The sequence below is a fragment of the Chryseobacterium arachidis genome, assembly GCF_900129245.1.
GTDB lineage: Bacteria > Bacteroidota > Bacteroidia > Flavobacteriales > Weeksellaceae > Chryseobacterium > Chryseobacterium arachidis.
This window is the reverse complement of sequence record NZ_FQUT01000020.1, coordinates 23,935-41,413: the sequence shown is the minus strand read 5'-3', so window position 1 is coordinate 41,413 and position 17,479 is coordinate 23,935. Positions and strand designations below refer to the sequence as shown.

At 35.9% G+C, this 17,479-nt stretch carries 15 protein-coding genes; 2 read left to right on the top strand and 13 right to left on the bottom strand.

Annotated elements, in window-relative coordinates:
* The first annotated feature begins 99 nt into the window (after window positions 1-99).
* The gene (locus BUA89_RS21565) at window positions 100-1,443 is read left to right on the top strand and encodes an ammonium transporter (protein WP_072963897.1); all 1,344 of its coding nucleotides are present in this window, start codon (window positions 100-102) and stop codon (window positions 1,441-1,443) included.
* Window positions 1,444-1,628: 185 nt separating this feature from the next.
* Window positions 1,629-3,047 (top strand): L-serine ammonia-lyase, encoded by a 1,419-nt coding sequence (locus BUA89_RS21560; protein ID WP_072963895.1) that lies wholly within the window; start codon window positions 1,629-1,631, stop codon window positions 3,045-3,047.
* 61 nt (window positions 3,048-3,108) lie between these two features.
* Here the strand turns inward: BUA89_RS21560 and BUA89_RS21555 are convergent, their stop codons facing one another.
* From BUA89_RS21555 to BUA89_RS21495, 13 genes are all read right to left on the bottom strand, one after another.
* On the bottom strand, window positions 3,109-4,761 hold the full coding sequence (locus BUA89_RS21555; RefSeq protein WP_072963892.1) for a serine hydrolase domain-containing protein: 1,653 nt from the start codon (window positions 4,759-4,761) through the stop codon (window positions 3,109-3,111).
* A gap of 3 nt (window positions 4,762-4,764) precedes the next feature.
* Window positions 4,765-5,340, bottom strand: a complete 576-nt coding sequence (locus BUA89_RS21550; protein ID WP_072963890.1) for a YIP1 family protein — start codon at window positions 5,338-5,340, stop codon at window positions 4,765-4,767.
* 12 nt (window positions 5,341-5,352) lie between these two features.
* Window positions 5,353-5,619: a DUF2089 family protein gene (locus BUA89_RS21545; protein ID WP_072963887.1), complete on the bottom strand. Its 267-nt coding sequence runs from the start codon at window positions 5,617-5,619 to the stop codon at window positions 5,353-5,355.
* A 131-nt stretch (window positions 5,620-5,750) separates the two neighbouring features.
* Window positions 5,751-6,596 (bottom strand): prephenate dehydrogenase, encoded by an 846-nt coding sequence (locus tag BUA89_RS21540; RefSeq protein WP_072963885.1) that lies wholly within the window; start codon window positions 6,594-6,596, stop codon window positions 5,751-5,753.
* 269 nt (window positions 6,597-6,865) lie between these two features.
* Window positions 6,866-9,157, bottom strand: a complete 2,292-nt coding sequence (locus BUA89_RS21535; RefSeq protein ID WP_072963883.1) for a cation:proton antiporter — start codon at window positions 9,155-9,157, stop codon at window positions 6,866-6,868.
* A gap of 95 nt (window positions 9,158-9,252) precedes the next feature.
* Window positions 9,253-9,642 (bottom strand): hypothetical protein, encoded by a 390-nt coding sequence (locus tag BUA89_RS21530; protein WP_072963881.1) that lies wholly within the window; start codon window positions 9,640-9,642, stop codon window positions 9,253-9,255.
* Between the two features lie 109 nt (window positions 9,643-9,751).
* Complete coding sequence (locus BUA89_RS21525; protein WP_072963879.1) at window positions 9,752-10,462, bottom strand: LytR/AlgR family response regulator transcription factor; 711 nt, start codon at window positions 10,460-10,462, stop codon at window positions 9,752-9,754.
* Complete coding sequence (locus BUA89_RS21520) at window positions 10,440-11,210, bottom strand: sensor histidine kinase (RefSeq protein WP_083531757.1); 771 nt, start codon at window positions 11,208-11,210, stop codon at window positions 10,440-10,442. Before BUA89_RS21520 ends, BUA89_RS21525 begins: the two co-directional genes overlap by 23 nt.
* Window positions 11,211-11,450: 240 nt before the next feature.
* On the bottom strand, window positions 11,451-11,822 hold the full coding sequence (locus BUA89_RS21515; protein ID WP_072963877.1) for a hypothetical protein: 372 nt from the start codon (window positions 11,820-11,822) through the stop codon (window positions 11,451-11,453).
* Entirely contained in the window at window positions 11,822-13,015 is a 1,194-nt protein-coding gene (locus tag BUA89_RS21510) for an alanine dehydrogenase (protein ID WP_072963875.1), read from the bottom strand. Before BUA89_RS21510 ends, BUA89_RS21515 begins: the two co-directional genes overlap by 1 nt.
* 71 nt (window positions 13,016-13,086) lie before the next feature.
* A complete protein-coding gene (tsaE, locus tag BUA89_RS21505; RefSeq protein WP_072963873.1) occupies window positions 13,087-13,494 on the bottom strand; it encodes a tRNA (adenosine(37)-N6)-threonylcarbamoyltransferase complex ATPase subunit type 1 TsaE in 408 nt (135 codons plus the stop codon).
* A gap of 104 nt (window positions 13,495-13,598) precedes the next feature.
* A complete protein-coding gene (locus tag BUA89_RS21500) occupies window positions 13,599-16,541 on the bottom strand; it encodes a T9SS type A sorting domain-containing protein (protein ID WP_178362489.1) in 2,943 nt (980 codons plus the stop codon).
* A 214-nt stretch (window positions 16,542-16,755) separates the two neighbouring features.
* Window positions 16,756-17,367 carry a transglycosylase domain-containing protein gene (locus tag BUA89_RS21495; RefSeq protein ID WP_072963870.1) on the bottom strand — a complete coding sequence of 204 codons (612 nt, stop codon included), beginning with the start codon at window positions 17,365-17,367 and terminating at the stop codon, window positions 16,756-16,758.
* Between the last annotated feature and the right edge of the window lie 112 nt (window positions 17,368-17,479).

Sequence of the window (17,479 nt, the reverse complement as noted above, 5' to 3'; positions counted from 1 at the left end):
ATTTTAAATTCACCCTTTAAATAATTGGGGGTTATTTAATTTTTTTTATTTTTATTTTAAAATTTATGCTTACTTTTGAAGGGTAAAATATAAATTTTTATGACAGTAGGACTGAAATGGATAGTTTCATTCATTATTATTTCTCTCGTAGCCGTTGGTGGACTGTTTTGGAGCCCCATTGTAGACTTTCCGAATACCGGAGAATTTTTAAACGAAGATAAAATTGTTGGAGCAGATGTTGCCTGGATTTTGGCTGCAGCCGGCCTAGTGCTTTTAATGACTCCCGGGTTATCTTTTTTCTATGGCGGAATGGTCGGGAAGAAAAATGTAATTTCTACCATGCTTCAGAGTTTTATAGCTTTAGGTGTGATCTCTATTTTGTGGGTTGTGGTGGGCTTTTCTCTTTCTTTCGGAGATTCTATCGGTTTTACGATAAACGGTGAACATTACGGGATTATAGGAAATCCTTTGAGTTATCCGTTTTTCAGCAGGGTGGGAGTTTTGCCGCATAAAGCGATGGCTTCTACAATTCCATTCATTCTGTTTGCCTTGTTTCAGATGAAGTTTGCAGTAATTACTCCTGCTTTGATTACCGGCTCATTTGCCGAGCGTGTACGATTCATCTCGTATCTTTTATTTATGGTGCTTTTCAGCCTTTGTATTTATACACCGCTTTGTCACATGGTTTGGCATCCGGACGGCCTTTTGAATAAATATTTCGGTGTGAAAGATTTTGCCGGAGGAACAGTAGTTCACATGAGTGCAGGATTTGCCGCATTAGCAGGAGCTTTGGTGGTAGGTAACAGGAAAAAGCCTCATCATGAGCCGTCCAATATTTCTTACGTCATGTTAGGAACTGGAATGCTTTGGTTTGGCTGGTTTGGTTTTAATGCAGGATCGGCTTTAAGTGCAAATGCAACGGCAGCCACTGCATTCGGAACAACAACAATCGCTTCGGCTTCTGCCATGATGACCTGGATATTTTTTGACAGGATCAACAGACGAAAGGTTTCAGCTTTGGGAGCGTGTATCGGTGCAGTTGTAGGATTGGTTGCGATTACTCCTGCATGTGGATTTGTTTCTGTTTCCGAGAGTCTTTTCATCGGGTTTATTTCAGCTATTGTTTCCAATATGATGCTTAATTGGAAAGCATTAAAGAAAATTGATGATACATTGGATGTATTCGCCTGTCACGGGGTCGGCGGAATTATGGGGATGATCTTAACGGCTATTTTTGCCCACGGAGAAAATGCAAGTTTGCTTCACGGTGGTTTTGAGGTTTTTGCACACCACATGATCGCTTTGGTTCTTGTTTCTGTATTTACTTTTTTTGGATCCTTATTTTTATATAAAGTTACCAATAGGATTATTACTCTAAGAGTTTCCGAAGAATCCGAAAATATGGGACTCGATATGTCTCAGCATGAAGAAAGTCTTTGTTAAAAGTAAAATTTATAGCAAAACGAATTAATAATTTATAAATCATAATTTATAATTATAAAAATAGGTTATCTACAAGTGTTCATATAGTTTTAATTAGAAAGCCGGAGCTGATTTTTCATCTCCGGCTTTTGCATCTCGATTTATCGTGTATCTTTGCGATTAGGAAAAAATGATGCATTTTCTATATGGAATCAATATCGGTTTTTGAGATTATTAAAGTAGGAATAGGCCCCTCCAGTTCACATACAATGGGACCTTGGAATGCAGCGTCTGCATTCATCAGAATTATAAAAAGAGAAAGAACAATAGATGAGGTAAAGGAAGTTTTCCTGGAATTTTTCGGTTCACTGGCAAAAACGGGGATCGGGCACGGAACGGATATTGCCGGAATGCTTGGTTTGAATGGTGAAGATTTTAAAACAATCGATACAACAAAAATCGATGAGAAAATCGAGAAGATAAAAACATCGCAGATCCTTAATCTGGGGGGTGAAAAAGAAATTCCTTTTATCTACGGACATCATTTGGTATTAAATATGCAAAAATCTCTTGATTATCATCCGAACGGAATGATCTTCAAAGCTGTTTTTGAAGACGGAACCGAACTTGTTCAGGATTTTTATTCTGTAGGAGGAGGTTTTATCATGAGCCAGGAAAAAAAATCAATAGAAAAACAGTGTGTCCGTACTTTATATCCTTGTCATAAATCTTCAGACATTGCGAGATATTGTGAAAAATTGGGATTAAGCAGGATTTCAGATTTAATTTTAATGAATGAAGAAAGCTGGAGAACTCAAGAGGAAACGCGGGCGGAAGCATTATACATCTGGGAACAGATTAAAGAATGTATTTACAAAGGCGTCAATAAAGAAGGTGTTCTTCCCGGCGGACTGAATGTTACCCGAAGAGCAGCCGGAATCAACAGAAAATTATTAGGCGACAAAATCTATAAAAATAAAGACCAGTGGTTTCAGCAGGTTGTTGATGCGGAAGAGAATTTCACCAATATCAATAAATGGATTGCCTGTTTCGCATTGGCTGTTAATGAAGAAAATGCGAGTTTCGGAAGAATTATCACGGCTCCGACTAATGGGGCGAGTGGTGTGATTCCGGCTGTTTTGATGTATTCTCAGGCCTTTACAGATTCAATCAGTGAAGATGATATCATCAGATTTATTTTAGTGGCAGGAGAAATTGGTACTTTATTCAAAAAAAATGCAACTATTTCTGCAGCGATGGGTGGCTGTCAGGCAGAAGTAGGAGTTTCTTCGGCTATGGCGGCAGCGGGTCTTACTGAGATTTTGGGAGGAAGTGTCGGTCAGGTTTTAATGGCTGCTGAAATCGCAATGGAACATCATTTAGGTTTAACTTGTGACCCGATCAAAGGTTTGGTGCAGATTCCTTGTATTGAAAGAAATACGATGGGAGCGATCAAAGCAATCACGGCGGCAAATATCGCCTTGGAAAGTGATCCAGCAAAGGCAAAAGTGAGTCTGGATGAAGTTATTCAGACGATGTGGGAAACGGCGCTTTCCATGAGCGACCGATTTAAGGAAACTTCCGAAGGCGGTTTGGCTATTGCGGTAAACGTCCCTGAATGTTAATTTTTGAAATTTATTTAAAATAAAAATCCTTAGATCATCTGTTCTAAGGATTTTTGTTGATTTATTTCTTTTTATCGAATAAAAACTTTCCACCGTTTTGTTCCAGCTGCATTTGTTGCTTTTCGGGGTAAAAAGTGATTTTTAATCCGGCATTATCGAATTTAAACTGATGATCTCCGGCAAATTCTAATGGAAATTCGGGCTGCCCTGTTCCCTGAGCGAATAATCCGTCATTTTTCACAAAAATTTTTATTCCCAACGGGGCTTCTTTCGATGTGTAGTCTCCTTCGTATTTCTGAAGTTCAGCACTACTTACTTTTTTATTGGTGAAATCAGGCATTTCAAATTCCGTATTGTATAAAATACTTAAAATATCGATCACGAAATTATTAGAGCCGATGCGGTCTGCATTTAAAGAATAAGAAATAGAAAGATCATCTTCGCCGTTGTATACCATTAAAGAATTGGTTCCGTACGTTCCTCCGCTATGTCCGACAAATATTTTAGAATGAAAAGGAATAATAGACATTCCTCTCCCGAATTTATCCTCTGCAGGCATTATTGTGGACTGGCTTTCTTTAGAAACCAATTTTCCGCTGAAGAATGCATTGATGATGATGTTAAGATTGGTCGGAGTGGTCGCAATATCGCCAACACCTACTACATTGTTGAAGTCAAAATCTTTAACGGATTCCCATTTATTGGCATAATTGTACGGAAGAAAAACATTGGAAGGTTTTTGGCTGGCTGTGTAAAAATTCTTTAGCTGTAAAGGATCAATAAAAGTTTCTTTCAGATTGTCAGTATACGACTTCTTAGTGATTTTTTCTAATATTTTCGTTAAAAGATAATATCCTGAATTAGAATATTGTTGCTTCATATCCGGCTCAAACAGAGTTCCCTGCTCGATGATACGATTCATGATCTGCTCTTCGGAAGTTTTTGCTGTAAGCCATTTCATGTCATCTTTTCCGGTTACGTAATCTCCAAGTCCGGATTTGTGATTCAGTAATTGGGAAATTGTGATCTTTCCTGCATTAGGAATTTTTGGGTAGAATTTCGACAGTTTATCATTAAGGTCAAGCTGTTTTTTCTCAATTAGTTTAAAAATCATGATGGCAGTCATTGATTTTGTGATAGAACCGATCTGAAATGTTTCTTTCCCTTTCTGAGAGTCCGGAAGGCTGTTTTCTCCAAAGTTTCTTTTGTAAATTTCTTTTCCGTCTTTAAAGATCGAAATTTCACCGGCCTCGGCATTATTTTTTTCAAGATAAGAAAGAAAATCGTCAATTTTTTTCAGGCTTCCGTTGATGTCACTTGTGAGTTTAAGAACTTCAAGGCTTTTATCCTTGTTATTTTTTTTATCAAAACGTTCCAGGACCAATGGGAAAGTATTGCCTCTCTGAATAAAATTCCCTGAGAATTTTTCTTTTTCAAATTTACCTTTATAGGTTGCGCCGGCACTTGTGATTTCTAAAGCCAATTCATTATTTGTAAAAGTAATTTTATCAACAGGAATTCCTTCGACACCCTGAAGCGGGCTGTCCATGGTTGCTGAATAAACATTCTTTTCCTGGCTGATATTCATAATAACTGGAAGCTTAGTTCCCTGAATGTCTAATTCTCCTTTCCATGATCCTGTAATCTGCTGTGCAAAAATCTGCTGCGAAATTATGATTAGAAATAAAAAAATAAATAGTGATTTAGTTTTCATAGGTTAAAATGTATAAAATTGTGAAGTAATGCATGTTGCTAAAAGAATGAACGCAAATAATACGATCTGCTTCCAATCCTTGAAATTGGTAGCGGTTTTAAAACCATTATAAAACAGTGTCATTCCGTAAACGATTAGGATAAGAAGCGAAAAACTGTAGATACACATGGTGATCAGGTCGAAAGCTAAAATGCCTTCAGGATTTTTCTGGGCAGTCGCTGCAATAGAATCCATCGTACTTTTTACCAATGGAATTTCGCTTAACAATATGATTAAAATCCCGGGGATCTGAGAAATCAATACCGTATTGATGATATCGATAAGCCTTGTTCTTTTGTTGTAAATTTTCCCAAGAATAAAAAAGATAACGGTTGGGATGGCGTAGCTCAGTATACTTAGACCAATGCTTGTTATAATCGAAGTCTTTTCATCAGTATACCTGTAGTGAAAAATACTGTCGACCTGAAACCCGAACAACTGGCAAAGACCTAAAGTTATGATTAAGCCGATAATTCCGGCAAGCAGCAATTGCTTTTCATTGTATTTTGAGAAAGGGTTGAAAATCGTTCTCCAGTTCATGGTTGTAGTTTTTTATTTTTTTAGCTGATTAATTTTTTCAATAAGATCATCCATTTTGTTTCTCATGGTAGGATAGGAGAGGTCTGCCTGTTTCGCCATTTCTTTAATGCTTCCGCTGGAAAGGAAAAAGTTGAGGATAAAATCCTGCTCATCACGGTTTAGCTTCAGGATGACGGGAAGTTCGTAATCTCCGCTGACCTCGGTTTTACAGTTGGGACATTTCATCTGGCTTACATTAAGCGTATTGTCGCAACTCGGGCAAACTATGGGTAGTTTCATTGATTTTGTTTTTGTAAAAGTAATATAAATTTTAATAAAGTTAAAGTATTTTTTAATTTTATTAAATATTTAGTCTGATTTTACAAATAAAAAAACTCTCGAAATGAGAGTTTATATCTTGATAGAATCCTCTATTTATCGAGAATTCCCCGTATTTTGTTGGCGTTAGAAATCAATTCCCCCAAATACTCAAAGTTTTCTTTTTCTAAAGCAGATTTGAATTTTCTTAATTGAGCAATGTGTTCATTCAAAACATCGAGAACATTTTCTTTGTTTTGCTTAAAAATCGGAACCCACATTTCAGGATGAGATTTTGCTAAACGAACCGTGCTCGAAAAACCAGAACTCGCCAATTGAAAGATCGTTTCCTCTTCTCGTTCTTTTTCCAAAACAGTATTTGCTAAAGCATAAGAAGTGATATGTGAAATATGTGAAATATAAGCTGTATGAACATCATGATCTTCCGCATTCATATAAATTAAATGCATATCAAGACTTTCAACGATTTTTTTGACTGATGCTAAGGCATCTTCTGCGGATTCTTCTTTATTACAAATCACGCCCGCCTTTCCTGAAAAACTGTCTGAAACAGCCGATTTCGGACCATTATTTTCCGTTCCCCACATTGGGTGAAACGCTACAAATCTTGATCTTTTCGGATGATCTTTCACCGCATTTACAATTCCGGCTTTTGTCGATCCTGCATCCATTACTGTTTGATTTTCAGAAATTAAATCTAAAATATTGGGTAATAATTTTCTCGCCGCATCCACCGGAATGGCAAGAATGACCAGATCAGAGTTTTTGATTCCGTATTCGAGATCAACTTTGGCGTCGATTATTTTTAGTTCTAATGCTTCGTTGAGGTGTTCGTTGCTGTTGTCAATTCCGTAGATAAAATCAGCAATTCCTTTTTGTCTTAATTTTAAAGCCATCGAGCCTCCGATTAATCCTACACCTATAATACTTATCTTCATCTTTTAAATTTTAAAAATAAAAAACCCCGCCCAAGGACGAGGTTTATGTCTATATATAAGAAATCCTTATCCCAGATCTGAGGTAAAAATTTCGTAATAATATGTTTTGTTGTTTGTAATCACAATACGAAGGTAGACAATTTTTTTTAATCAAGTGAGTAAAAAAGTGAATTTTGCTCTGCAAATCAATTTTTTCAAAGTCAATTAATTTTATTGTGAATTTTAAAATTAACAATTGACTGACGAAGCAAAATTCACCATTCATATCATTAGGGGTTTGATATGATCAATGTCGAAGGAATATCCGATAACCAAAGACTTTTCGTGTCAATCAGGTTTTTCCAGCTTTTGCTGCTGATCAGCATTAAGTTTTGAGAATTCAGAAATTCTTTCTCTATTTTCTTCTCGTTATATAGGGTGATATGATTGGGTGCAACCTGTTCTATACTTCTGATGAGTTCTTTTACCTCAATATTATTACGGATTTGTCCTGCAACGTCCAAAATGATAATTTGAGAATTGTTGTTATTGATCAGTCTTTTCGCGTATTCAAGCAAATAAAAATCGCTTAAATTAAAGATTGGGACAAAAACTTTATCGGCAGAAGTGAATTCTTTTTCAACCAAAACTCCCACCGGAATCGTCGCTTTATCCAGCAATTGAAGCGTTAAATCGTCAAATGGCGAATTGTTGAAAATATTTCCTTTTCCTTTTACGGTATTTAATAATTTTTCGGGATTAATAATTTTCGTCGTAAATCCTAAAAGCCTTCCCAGCAAACTTCCCTCATACATTGATTTTCCAAGCATAATCAGAAGAAGGTCGTAATTTCCTTTATTCGTAATGTTTGTTAAATCATTTTCAACATCGGTTGAAGCCTTGAAAAGAGTAGTGACTTCCAGTTTTAAATCTTGTGAAGTTTCGATTACATTTTTAAACTGTTCTTTTTCAAAATCATTGATGTCGAAAGCGTGGAGTTCATCTACCGGAGCGATGTTCATTGCGGTGATGCTTTTATTTCCATTCATTTTATGCGTGAAATTATCGGCAAGCTTCAGCAATGTGCTTCCTGATTTTGGTGTTTCAAAAGAGAGAAGAACTCTGTATTTGGCATCATTTTGCTCCTCTTCAAAATCGTCATCCAATGATGATTTTTTTCCTTTAAACAAATAATTAATAAGATCCAGACAAGGTCCCGTCATGAAAGTCGTAAACAGTGCCATGATCACCAACATTGCGAACAATTCAGGGCCCAAAACGCCTAAATCATAACCAATGTTTAATACAATAAGTTCTGTTAAACCTCTCGTATTCATCAAAGCACCGATAGTGAGGCTGTCTTTCCAGCTTATGTTGAGGAATTTTGCCGTTAATGCGCTTCCTACGAATTTTCCGACTACGGCAGTCAGGATAATGAAACCTCCGATTTTCCAAAGATGAGGATCGTTTAATAACCCGATTTGCGTTCTTAATCCCGTGAAAACGAAAAATAATGGAAGTAATAAAACCAAGGCGACATCTTCTACTTTTTCAATGAAAAGGCTTCTGAATTTCACATTTTCAGGCATGATCGCTCCCGCCATAAATGCGCCGAAGAGTGCGTGAATTCCGATAACTTCCGTTGCGTAGGATGAAATAATTAAGATCAGAAAAAATACAGCAACCAACGCTTTGCTGATAAAACCTTTTCCTTTTTGTGCTTCCGCAATTCTGGTTAAGAAAGGTCTTACCGCTTTAATCATAATGAAAACATAAAGAATTGCCATCAAAATAACGAAAACCGATCCTGAGAAAGATCCTGCTTTTACAATAGCAATTACCGCTGCCAAAATACACCAGGCCGTAATATCGTCGGCTGCGGCGCAGGTAATCACAACAGTTCCTATTTTTGTTTTATGTAAATTTCTCTCCTGAACAATTCTCGCCAAAACCGGGAATGCGGTGATGCTCATGGCAATCGCGATAAAAAGGGCAAAAGAACTGAACTGAATTCCATCCGGAGCAAATTCCTTATAGATGAAATAAGAAAGTCCAACTCCCAAAGCAAACGGAATAATGATACTTGCATGGCTGATTACCACTGCATCATGTGCTTTTTTTCTTAAAACGCTTAGATCCAGCTCCATACCGACGATATACATAAACAGAATTAAACCAATCTGGCTTAAAAACTGTAAGTTTGGCAACGATTCTTTAGGGAAAATGAATGCTGAAAGTTCAGGGAAATATAATCCAAAAAGGGATGGTCCTAAAACGATACCCGCAATCATTTCACCGATTACGGAAGGTTGTTTTAGTTTAACACAAATCCAACCAAATAATTTTGCGACCATAATAATGGTAACAATCTGAGCCAAAAGAAGCGCTAAGGGATGATGAAGATTTACCAGGAAAGAATCTGTAAAATTCTCCCACATGGTTGCTCCTGTAGCTTTGCTCGGAGCAATGTTTTCTCCGATTTCCAATGTTTTTCCCTCAACAAAAAACCAGTACATAAGACATGAGAAAAATGCGATGGTTGTAATGTAAAAGATAATATTTCTATATTTTCCCAAATTCATGGATTTATTTTTTTTGTAAAGTTGATAAGATATAATGATAATTCATCATTGTATGTTTCAAAATGTAATCAATGTCACGAATAATGTAATGAAATCTATTTAAAGGAATACCCCAAACCGACTCCTATTCTCCATACTCCGTCCTGCGTAGTGGTTTTGGCATTGTAATAGACAGGGATTTGCAGAGCAATCTTATTGTAAACCGCCGTTAAACCCGCTCCCAAAGTTGGCATAATCGGGCTGTTCTTTGTTCCTTCCGATTTGTCTTCTTTGATTCTGAGTGAGGGAAGCATTCCTAAAATGAGTTTTAATTCTTTGTTTTTAAAGCTGACATTCGGTCCTGTAAAATTGATGAAGGCTCCATGATCTACATATCCCGCCACTGCGATTCCGTCGAAAAATGATGCTTTAATTTTAGAGTCAGACTCTTGAGAAAAGCAAAGGCCGGATATGAGAATTCCAACTGCATAGAGAAGTTTTTGCATTACATAATTATTTAATCGGGCGCAAAAATACATCGACTAAACAGTCTGAAAAGGGTAAATGTAATGAAATTAGTGAATTCTGCAGTAAAAGTATGAATGTTTGAAAAATCTACTTTCCAAACATTTCCATTAATGAATTTTTGTAAGCTTCCCCGATTTGCAGCTTTAAAAAATGCTCTCCTTCTGAGGAAATGGTTGTAATAATTTCGTTGGTCGAGAAAACTTTAATAGAAGATAAAGCAATGATTTCTTTTTTGTTAACCTGTGCAAAATCTTTTGAAGGAAGCATTTCCAGAAGACTTTTAAAACTGAGATTTTTTAAAACAATCGTTGTTCCGTCATTCAGCATGATATCTTTGTCGCGACTATCAATTTCTGAGGTTTTGATATATGCGATCTGGTCTGTAAAAATCACGGTTTTACCGATGTTTGTGTTCCACTCGATAAAGTCCTTTTTGTGAGATTTCTGAAGCAATTCTGCAGCTTTTTCGAAAGCTTGGGTTAATCTTTCTTTTTTGATGGGCTTTCTTACGTAATCGACAACATTCAAGTCAAAAGCTTCGGCCGCGTATTCTTTGTAAGCGGTTGTGAAGATGATTTTTTTGGAACCTGAGATTAGTTCTGCAACCTGCAGCCCGTTCATTCCTGGCATTTCGATGTCTAGGATACAGACGTTACAATCTATATTTTCAATTTCGTTTAAAAACAGTTTAGGATCGTTGAATGCTTTCACAACTTCCACGTTTTCAATTTGTTCGCATAGAAGTTTTAAATAACTGATGGCCAGTAGTTCATCATCAAGAATAACGCATTTTATCATAGAATTCTCCTAAATTGATTGTTAATTCTGCCGTGAAGATACCGTTTTTTGAATTTTTATGAAGCGAATAATGATTACTGTAAATCATTTTTAATCGTTGATCTAAAGACTGACTTCCGAAACCGCTTTTTTCTTTTTCCAAAACATTTTTTAAAGAAGCTTTATTGCTGACTTTCATGATGAAAACTCCGCCTTCAAGCTCCATATGAATCGAGATAAATGAATCCTGAGCGAGAAAATCGGTGTGTTTAAAAGCATTTTCGATTAAATCAACAGAAATCAGCGGCGCAAAAACTTTCTCTTCGTAAATTTCATCTGATTTGTCAATTTTAGATTTAATTCTGAAATCAAAAAGCGGATTTACCTTGATTTTATTGATCTCAATTAAGCTTAATGCGAAATTTAATTCTTCTTTCGGGCTTACAAATTTGTTGTTGCTTTCGTATAAAATATAGTCCAAAACATTTGCCAGTTTATCCAGCGACATGTACGTTTGATAAGCGTGTGACTGAACAGAATTCAGGATGTTTTTAAATAAATGAGGATTCAGTTTTGTACCAATATGTTCAAGCTGGACTTCATTCAATCTTTGCTGGATTATTTTGTTGGACTCAGAAAGTTTAGCATTTTTTATCTTAAATTTCTGATTTTGGCTAAATAAATAAATGCTTACCGTTAAAAAAAAGAAAATAGCGAATACTCCAATGAATATCAGGTAATCATGAATCATGTAGTAATTGCCTTCCATGGTTTAAAATGTTTTTTACTTTTTAAACGTTTTTAGTATTACCGAAATGACATTTTGAGCCTTTCGAAGTATTTATTTTAACATGAAGTTTTTTAACCATTAAGAACATCTAAATTATTAAGATGAATTAAGAAAAATATCAAAGATATTTTTAAAGCTTATGGCTCATCATTTACCTTGCCAAATTCTTAATCTTTCTTTTTGAATGAATTTCTAAACTTCTTACTATTTCAATAAAATTTATTTCAATTTCTTCAAAGAATTCACCGTCACGGTTTCCTCACATTTTTCGTAAGTAATTTCGTAGACCGGTTTTTCTTCCGGATAAGTTAAAACGTAGTCCGGGCAAGGCTTTTTCTGAGCATGACTTCTATCGAAATCAATTTTTCCTTTCGTAATAATACTGTCCTTCAGGAATTTTTCATCAATTTTCAATGTACTCATTTCTGTTTTGGCAGCTTCAGAATATTTGAAATCCTTAGATAATGTTTCGGCGATAACACGGCTGTTGGGAAGATAGCCGCTGCAGCTTGCGCCTTTTTTGTTTAATATAAAAAATACAATAATACATCCGGGAATAAGCCCGATTGCATAGAATTTCAGTTTTTTCATTAGAAAATTAAAAGATTGATATCGTGATAAGTAAGTCCGAAACGGTCGCAGATGATTTTTTTCGTGTGTCTGCCTTTGTACATGTAAAGGCTCTGTTTCATTTCATTTTTGCGAACCAGCATGTTTTCGAAACCGCCTTCTTCGTCGTAATTTAAAATGTAGGAAAGGAAGAAATTGGAGATGGCTTTTGTTGTAGTTCTCGGCATTCTTGAAGTAAGATTCGGAAGCCCGCAATGGATTACACCGTGTTTGATGATGTAAGGATCTTCCATAGTGGTAAGTTCAGAAGTTTCGATTACTTTTCCGTTATCGATGGTAATATCGATGATGACACTGCCTTTTTTCATATTCATCACCATGTCTTCGGTTACGATAGGAGTCATATTCAATCTTGGTAACGCTCCGATCACAACATCTGCTCGTCTTAATGCTTTTTTAAGCTCTTTTGGATCGATAATGGATGTAGGAACTCTGCTGTCAACCAACGTATGAAGCCTTCTTAATTTTGAAAGTGAATTGTCGAAAACTCTTACGCTTGCTCCCAAACCGATAGCTGCTTTTGTGGCAAATTCTCCAACGATTCCTGCTCCTAAAATAACTACTTCTGCAGGTCTTACTCCTGTAATTCCTCCAAGCATTAATCCGTTTGATAAGGCTAATAATTCGGATGCATAAAGAATAGAAACTGTTCCTGCAATTTCGCCTACCAATCGTACTAAAGCCAATTGTTTGTATTCATCAACAATAAATTCAAAAGCAATGGCATTTACTTTTTTCTCGGCAAGTTTTAAGAAATAATCTTTATCTCTTAAATTGATCTGAAGCGCTGAAACCAGATAGGTGTTCGGCCTCATATAATCGATTTCTTCTTCGGTCGGAGGATTAACTTTTAAGATTAAATCCTGTCCGAAAGCTTCTTTTGGGTCGTTGGTAATTTTTGCGCCCGACTCAGAATATTGTAAGTCTGTAAAAAACGAACCTTGTCCGGCTCCTGATTCTATGATAATTTCATGACCACTTTCTACTAAAACCTGCACGGCATCCGGTGTGATGCAAGTTCTTCTTTCATTCAGAGAAGTTTCTTTGGGAATTCCTATGCTGAATTGTCTTCCTTTTTTAATGACCTCCAGTTTTTCTTCTTTCGGCATCAGTTCCTCTTCGGTAAAAGGAGTAAAAATATTTGTAGTACTCATCCTTACATTTAAATTAGGTTTTTACGGATCGTTATTTTACATTCAAATTCAATAGCAAAGATACACAATATTTACTCGAATGAAATTTCTCTGTTATCTCCTGTATTCAGGATGCTCATTTCATGGTATTTAAGTCCGTAGAGATCTTCCTCATAGACTTCCGGCCACTCAATAATGCAAAGAAAAGCGTTGTCCAGATATTCTTCAATACCAATATCGTAAACTTCTTCGATGTTTTTTAAGCGGTACAAATCGAAATGATAAACTTTTCCTTTTTGGGTATTGTATTCATTTACAATAGAGTAGGTGGGTGAATTAACTTCATCTGTACTGCCCAGGTTTTTAAGTAAAAACTGGGTAAAAGTGGTTTTTCCTGCTCCTAAATTTCCTTTTAACAAAAGAATATTGTGCTGTAATGTTGAAACGACAGTATCTGCAATATTTTGCCAATCGTCGATATGGTGAATAGTGAACTGCATATTTTTAAACAAAGATAATTATTTACATTAAATTTTTATATTAATTAAAAACCGGCTGAAGAAAATTTCTCCGGCCGGTTTTCATCATAGATTATGATAGAAGATTATTTTTTAATCACCTTTTGGATAAAAGTCTGATTAGTTTCTAAAGTTATTTTTAAAATGTAAAGTCCTGTATTAAAGCTGTCCAAAGAAATTTCGTGTGCCCGTCCACCTTTATTGATTAACTGTCCTGAAACATTATAAAGTTCATAAGATTTTACTTTTTCTTTAGAATCTATTTTTATCAGTGAAGTTGTCGGGTTCGGATATATTTTAACGGTATTTTTTGAAACTTCCTGAGTAGCAAGAGTCTGGTTTTCTTTAATTTCGAAGTCATCAAATGAAAGGTCAAAATCTCCGGCTGTTCTGTTGGCCACAATTTTTACCTGTACAAATTGTCCCTGATATCCTGCAAGGGAATATGTTTTTTTGATGTAATTTCCTGTTCCTGCTTCATTATTCACGGTTCCGATGGTTGTCCACGATGCTCCGAAGTTTGTTGAAATCTGCACATCAAAATTTCCCCAATTTGTTAAAGGATTGAAAGGGCTCTCATAATCAGTTTGTTTGTAGTAGAAGCTTAATTCATAATTGTTGGTTGCTAAAGGCCCTACAGCAATGGTGTTGAATGATCCTGTGGGAATTCCCAGATATAAATTCTTATTTAAATTCCTTGCTGAATTTCCAATTCCGGTTGCTCCTCTTTGCGTTCCCAATTCAAATGGATTTGCTCCGTTTGTCCAGCCTTGAGGATATGTGGATGTTAAAAATTCTTCTTTCCAAGGTGCCGGAGTGGTAGGAATTGTTGTAAATGTTACCGATTTCCAAGGACTTTTTTCTGCTGAAGAACAGATTCTTCTGATCCAGAAATAATAGGTTCCGTTAGCCAATGACGAGAGATTTATTGAGTTTGTTCCTGAGGCTAAATTTGTAAATGTCTCTGTGTCAGCTGGTGGAGTGTTTGTTGTTGTAACAATATATTCGTATCCGTTTGCAGGCTGTTGATTGCCGGCGTTTGCCCATGAAATATTGGCTCCGTTGTAAGAAACCGAGTTCACATTTACCACAGAAAGCTCAGAGCAAGATGGGGTTGGTTCCCAAATCACATCATCTATATACATGTAGGAATATGTGCTTCCGTCAACTCTTCTGATTCCTAAGTAATTACCTGAACCTGTATAACTGGTTAGATAAACCGTATATTCCTGATATGTTGTGGTCAAAGGAATGGTTTCTATAACATCTACGGCTGCTGAAGCTGTATTTCCTGTGAGTGCAACGATCTGGAGCTTTATATCTGCGGAAGTTCTTCTTGCCTTGATTCTGAGTCTGTGTGTTCCTGCATTTAAGTTGGTTAACTGAGGGCTTACAAGGATTGCTTTTGTAGCGGCGTTGGTCATGGTTGCTCCGTTTCCGTAAAAGCTGATATTGTTCGGAGACGAAAATGTATCTGTTGTTGTTACACTGATTGTCGGTATCGATCCATTATTTGAAGTCAAAATTTTACTCCAGCAGTTAGGAAGATTGTTTCCCGTTACTGTATCAAAATTTTCATTAAGCGTGGTTGTCGGAACACATGCCGTATACAGGTTTGCTGTGCTTGAATATGAACTCTGGCATTGTGTGCTTACGTTTTTCCCTCTGATAAAATACTGTGTATTGGGCAGTACTCCTGTAATATTTTGAGAAGTCGAGGAGGCACTTAAGGTAAATGGAGAGCCTGTAATCTGATTCGTAAAATTACTATCTGTAGCGACTTCAATAACCGTATTCATTGGGCTGGCATTTCCATTTTCAGAAGTTGGCCAGTTTACTGTAAAAGAATTAGCGGTAATGTTTGACGTCGTAATTCCGTTAACCGTGATCGGACAATTTGTTATTGTGCCTGTTAAAGGATTTTGAACATTGTACACAGGTCCGTTTGTACAGTTTGAATTAACCGAATAAACAGTGTATGTATATTGATTATTCCCTCTGATCCCGTGGTTGTAATTGTTTTCAAAAGTCGTATTCGGACCGTAATAAGCTACGTAACTGTTAAGAGAAGTATTTTCTCCGGTTGAATAAACAGTTCCGTTGACAGGAGCATTTGGCGTTGCTCCGTTCAGATTTCTTACAATTAAATATCGGTCTGCAGCTGGAGAACTTGCGGTAAAATTTCCATTAATGATAATTCCGTTATTTGTTAAATTTAAACTGGAAGGTTGAGCAGTGGGTATAATACAAGCTGAAGGCGGAATCCATGTAAATGTTAATCCTTGTGAAGGCAGATAATTATAGTTCGTTGCAATTCCGTTGGAAGAATTTGTTCCCGGTGTAGAATTGTTCCAGTTGCTTGTGGAATTTCCGGCAGCGGTTCTGTTGATGTAATCACTGCTTGATGTTCCTCTTAAACCTACTTTTGCATTGCCAGCGCTTGGATTTCCTACTGAGGTCATGCTGTAAACGTATCTGATACTACCGTTTTCATGTAGTCTTGCCTGAAAATTCCAGTCATGATATGCTGAAGAATTCTGGGAAGAAGCATACGGTCTGAAATGACTCCATTGCACGACAAATTCACGGTTGGGAGCAGTTCCGACAACAGCATAGTCTATAGAGCTCGAGTTACCGTTGATATTATAAAAAGAAGAAAGATCCGCAGCCAAAGGGGAAATTACTCCGGAATAAGAGTATCCTGAGCCTATAGGATCTGAAGAGGACGTCGTTTCTGTCCCGAAGCTTAGAAATCCGTTAACGTGAATTTTTACGGAGCTGAAGTTGGTTCCGTTAAAAGGAAAAGAAAATGGAATGACATTATCCAGTGTATATACATTTTCATCTAAAAATCCTGTTCCTGAAGCTGCGCCTGCCGTTACAATGTTGGTTGGGTTAGAAAGTGCCGTATACGTTTCCTGGGTTTGTGCAAAAGAATAGTAAGAAACGGTTTGTGCATTAGAAAAACTCCCGAAGGATAGTAGTATTGCTGTAATTAAACTTAACCTCGTCTTGGTCAAATTTTTCAAAAATCGATTTGAGTTCATGCTTAGTGGATATATTTTATCGCACAAACTTATTATTTTTAATTAGAATTAATAAAAATAATAATATGATTTAAATCAACACCACAAAGGTAATATTTATTGTTTAATAATGAATGTTTAATATAGTTTGTGAATGAAAATTAAAACTGAATTTATATTGATTAAAGTATATGAAATGGTTATTTTTCGTGAAGAATTAATTCTTGCTATTTGAATTTTTAATATATAGATTATACAAGTAAGCAGTTCTTTTTTTAGCGTTTTCCGGATTTCTGTTTCTATTATTTCTAACCGGGTTTTCGTACAATGCCAAAATTTCTGCCATTTCCAACGGTTGAAGATCTTTTATTTCTTTATTAAATAAGGACTTTGAAATTTTCGTTAATCCTTTTCTGTTTTCTAAAAAATCAAAATGATTAAAATTAAATTGCAAACATTCTTTTTGGCTAAACTTGTTTTCTATAAATCTTGCTGTAAGAAATTGATCTATCCCTTTTTTATGATTGATTTCTAAAATAGGAAAAAATCTGTAAGCCATTTGATTACAATGGCATTCTTTTCGTGGAGCCTTTTGGTCGATTAATGCACTAAATATATAATTCCAGGAATTTTCGGATAATGAATTTGGATAAATGGTGTTATAAAAATTTGTAAAGTTATCAGGAATTTCTTCGCTGCTTCTTATTTCATAGGCAATCATTTGCTTATCAGAATCATTCAGAATGAATTTTCCTCCAAACTCACAATACAAAAGGAATACAATAAAAGCTGTAGCTGTTACAATAAAAATCCGTCTGAAATATTTCATAAATAAAAGAAATGGTGATCGTTTCGTCTCAAAAATAATTAAATTAAATTGGTTTTAAATCATGAAATTTATGTGGAGGGATAAAAATATGCTTATTTATTGTATGGCAGAA